Here is a 3,262-nt window from a genome sequence, read left to right as displayed (position 1 = left end):
ATGAGGGCCTGCGCTTCGCCATCCGCGAAGGCGGCCGCACCGTCGGCGCCGGCGTCGTCGCCAAGGTCGTCGAGTAATATTCGGGCGCAACGGCGTCTTGCTGTGAACGGGCCCGAGCGCCCAAGGGTGAAATGATGGATACGCAGAATATTCGCATTCGGCTGAAGGCGTTTGACCATCGACTTCTGGACCAGTCCACGAAGGAGATTGTCAACACGGCGAAGCGTACGGGTGCTCGCGTTCGCGGCCCGGTGCCTCTGCCGACGCGAATCGAGAAGTTTACGGTGCTGCGGGGCCCGCACATCGACAAGAAGTCGCGTGAGCAGTTCGAGATGCGGACGCACAAGCGCCTTCTGGACATCGTCGATCCGACGCCGCAGACCGTGGACGCGCTGATGAAGCTCGACCTGGCCGCCGGCGTCGACGTCGAGATCAAGCTGTAAGGCCGGGAGTAGCGGAAGATGCGTACCGGATTGATCGCCCAGAAGCTGGGCATGACGCGGGTCTTCAACGAGGAGGGGAGCCATATCCCCTGCACCGTGCTGAAGATCGATGGCTGCCAGGTGGTTGCCGTCCGCACCGAGGAGAAGGACGGCTACAACGCCGTGCAGCTCGGTGTCGGCAAGGCCAAGGTGAAGAACGTCTCGAAGGCCAATCGCGGCCATTTCGCGAAGGCCAATGTGGAGCCGCGCAAGAAGCTGGCCGAGTTCCGCGTCAGCGCCGATGCGCTGCTGGAGCCGGGCCAGGAGATATCTGCCGCGCATTTCGTCGCCGGCCAGAAGGTCGATGTGACGGGCACCAGCATCGGCAAGGGCTTCGCCGGCGTCATGAAGCGGCACAATTTCGGCGGTCTGCGGGCAACGCACGGCGTGTCGATCTCGCACCGCTCGCATGGTTCGACCGGTCAGCGCCAGGATCCGGGCCGCGTCTTCAAGGGTAAGAAGATGGCCGGTCACATGGGCGATGTCCGGGTGACCACTCAGAGCCTGGAAGTGGTTGCCAGCGACGAGGATCGCGGTCTGATCCTGGTCAAGGGTGCCATCCCCGGTTCCAAGGGTGGCTGGGTGCTGGTCCGCGACGCGGTGAAGGCGAAGCTGCCGGAGGGCCTGCCCTTCCCGGCGAAGCTGATCGAGGCCGCTGCTGCGGAAGCGCCTGCGGAGACCCCGGCTGAAACCGCGGCCGTCACTGAGGCCGAGAATGATGGCGCCGAAGCGCCCGAGAACAAGGACTGAGACGATGAAGGTCACGGTCAAGAACCTTGAAGCCGCCGACGTCGGCGCGATCGAACTGGACGAGGCCATCTTCGGCGTCGATGTCCGGGCCGACCTGCTGTCGCGCGTGGTGCACTGGCAGCTTGCCAAGCGCCGTTCCGGCAACCACAAGACCAAGGGTATCAGCGAGATCGCCGGTACCACGAAGAAGCCCTACAAGCAGAAGGGCACCGGTCGTGCCCGCCAGGGCAGCACCCGTTCGCCGCAGTTCCGTGGCGGTGCGACGATCTTCGGTCCGGTGGTCCGCGATCATGGCTACGATCTGCCGAAGAAGGTCCGCAAGCTGGGCCTGAAGACGGCGCTTGCCGCGAAGCTGAAGGACGAGAAGCTGATCGTCCTTGATGACGCCAAGCTGTCCGAGCCGAAGACGAAGGAGCTGAAGGCGCAGCTGGAGAAGCTGGGCATCACCTCGGCCCTGATCGTCGATGGCGCGGTGGACGAGAATCTGAAGAAGGCGGCCTCGAACCTGATCGGGATCGACGTGCTGCCGCAGATCGGCGCCAATGTTTACGACATTCTGCGGCGCGACACGCTTGTGCTGACGAAGAACGCCATCGAAGCGCTGGAGGCGCGTCTGAAATGAGCAGCCTGAAGCCGCGCAACACCAAAGAGGTGAAGCTGAGCAAGGAGCAGATGTACGAGATCATCCGCTCCCCGATCATCACCGAGAAGGCAACCCGGGTGTCCGAGCACAACCAGGTTGCGTTCCGGGTGCCGCTGACCGCCACCAAGCCGGAGATCAAGGTCGCCATCGAGACCCTGTTCGAGGTGAAGGTGGATGCCGTGAACACGCTGCGCCAGAAGGGCAAGGTGAAGCGTTTCCGTGGCATCGTCGGCCAGCGCAGCGACACCAAGAAGGCGATCGTGACCCTGGTCGAGGGTCATTCCATCGACGTGACCACCGGGGTCTGAGACCATGGCACTGAAATCCTTTAAGCCGACCACGCCCTCGCAGCGCCAGCTGGTCGTTGTTGACCGCAGCGATCTGTGGAAGGGCAAGCCGGTCAAGCAGCTGACCGAAGGTCTGACCAAGACCGGCGGGCGCAACAATTACGGCCGCATCACCGCTTTCCAGCGGGGCGGCGGTCACAAGCGCCGCTATCGTCTGGTCGACTTCAAGCGGCGCAAGTTCGACATGCCGGCCACCGTCGAGCGGCTGGAATATGACCCGAACCGCACCGCCTTCATCGCGCTGATCAAGTACGAGGATGGCGAGCTCGCCTACATCCTGGCGCCGCAGCGCGTGAAGGCCGGCGACGTGGTTGTCTCGGGCCTGCGCACGGACATCAAGCCGGGCAATGCGGCGCAGCTGCGCTACATTCCGGTCGGCACCGTGGTGCACAATGTCGAGCTGAAGCCGGGCCGTGGCGGCCAGATCGCCCGTTCCGCCGGCAGCTACTGCCAGATCGTCGGCCGCGACGGCGCCAATGTGGTGCTGCGCATGGCTTCCGGCGAACTGCGCCAGGTGCGCGGCGAGTGCATGGCGACGATGGGTGCCGTGTCCAACCCGGACCAGCAGAACATCAACAAGGGCAAGGCTGGCCGTAACCGCTGGCTGGGCCGTCGCCCGTCGGTGCGTGGCGTTGCCATGAACCCGATCGATCATCCGCATGGCGGTGGTGAAGGCCGTACTTCGGGCGGTCGTCATCCGGTCACTCCGTGGGGCAAGCCGACCAAGGGCCGGCGGACTCGAAACAACAAGAAGACCGACGGCATGATCGTTCGCCGCCGGTATCAGAAGTAAAGGAGAGCAGACGTGGCTCGCTCTGTTTGGAAGGGTCCGTTCATCGACGGCTACCTTCTCAAGAAGGCGGATAAGGCGCGCGCGTCGGGCCGGAACGAGGTCATTAAGATCTGGACCCGGCGCAGCACGATCCTGCCGCAGTTTGTCGGCCTGACCTTTGGCGTGTACAACGGCCAGAAATTCGTGCCCGTGCTGGTGACCGAGAACATGGTCGGTCATAAGTTCGGCGAGTTTTCGCCGACCCGTA

7 protein-coding genes are annotated in these 3,262 nt (G+C 63.9%); all 7 read left to right on the top strand.

Annotated elements, in window-relative coordinates; translation table 11 throughout:
* Window positions 1-77 (top strand): hypothetical protein (locus tag MK313_RS18260; protein ID WP_416054142.1); only part of this gene is annotated, 77 nt, incomplete at its 5' end.
* A gap of 57 nt (window positions 78-134) precedes the next feature.
* Window positions 135-443, top strand: coding sequence for a 30S ribosomal protein S10 (gene rpsJ, locus MK313_RS18020; RefSeq protein ID WP_008945158.1), 309 nt, complete (start codon window positions 135-137; stop codon window positions 441-443).
* An 18-nt stretch (window positions 444-461) separates the two neighbouring features.
* Window positions 462-1,232 carry a 50S ribosomal protein L3 gene (rplC, locus tag MK313_RS18015; RefSeq protein ID WP_287783594.1) on the top strand — a complete coding sequence of 257 codons (771 nt, stop codon included), beginning with the start codon at window positions 462-464 and terminating at the stop codon, window positions 1,230-1,232.
* Between the two features lie 4 nt (window positions 1,233-1,236).
* A complete protein-coding gene (gene rplD, locus MK313_RS18010; RefSeq protein WP_287783591.1) occupies window positions 1,237-1,854 on the top strand; it encodes a 50S ribosomal protein L4 in 618 nt (205 codons plus the stop codon).
* Window positions 1,851-2,183, top strand: coding sequence for a 50S ribosomal protein L23 (locus tag MK313_RS18005; protein WP_121219050.1), 333 nt, complete (start codon window positions 1,851-1,853; stop codon window positions 2,181-2,183). Before rplD ends, MK313_RS18005 begins: the two co-directional genes overlap by 4 nt.
* Window positions 2,184-2,187: 4 nt before the next feature.
* Entirely contained in the window at window positions 2,188-3,015 is an 828-nt protein-coding gene (gene rplB, locus MK313_RS18000) for a 50S ribosomal protein L2 (RefSeq protein ID WP_008945162.1), read from the top strand.
* Between the two features lie 12 nt (window positions 3,016-3,027).
* The coding region (rpsS, locus tag MK313_RS17995; RefSeq protein WP_287783587.1) for a 30S ribosomal protein S19 at window positions 3,028-3,262 on the top strand (235 nt) is incomplete at its 3' end.

It is taken from the genome of Oceanibaculum sp. (assembly GCF_022449305.1).
Lineage (GTDB): Bacteria > Pseudomonadota > Alphaproteobacteria > Oceanibaculales > Oceanibaculaceae > Oceanibaculum > Oceanibaculum indicum.
Note: the sequence above shows the minus strand (reverse complement) of the source record. Positions and strands in the feature narration are given on the sequence as shown.

What these genes read in the sequence shown, in the direction of transcription:
- rplC (WP_287783594.1), top strand. Translation starts at nt 462, where the DNA reads ATGCGTACCGGATTGATCGCCCAGAAGCTGGGCATGACGCGGGTCTTC.
- rplB (WP_008945162.1), top strand. Translation starts at nt 2,188, where the DNA reads ATGGCACTGAAATCCTTTAAGCCGACCACGCCCTCGCAGCGCCAGCTG.
- rplD (WP_287783591.1), top strand. Translation starts at nt 1,237, where the DNA reads ATGAAGGTCACGGTCAAGAACCTTGAAGCCGCCGACGTCGGCGCGATC.
- MK313_RS18005 (WP_121219050.1), top strand. Translation starts at nt 1,851, where the DNA reads ATGAGCAGCCTGAAGCCGCGCAACACCAAAGAGGTGAAGCTGAGCAAG.
- rpsJ (WP_008945158.1), top strand. Translation starts at nt 135, where the DNA reads ATGGATACGCAGAATATTCGCATTCGGCTGAAGGCGTTTGACCATCGA.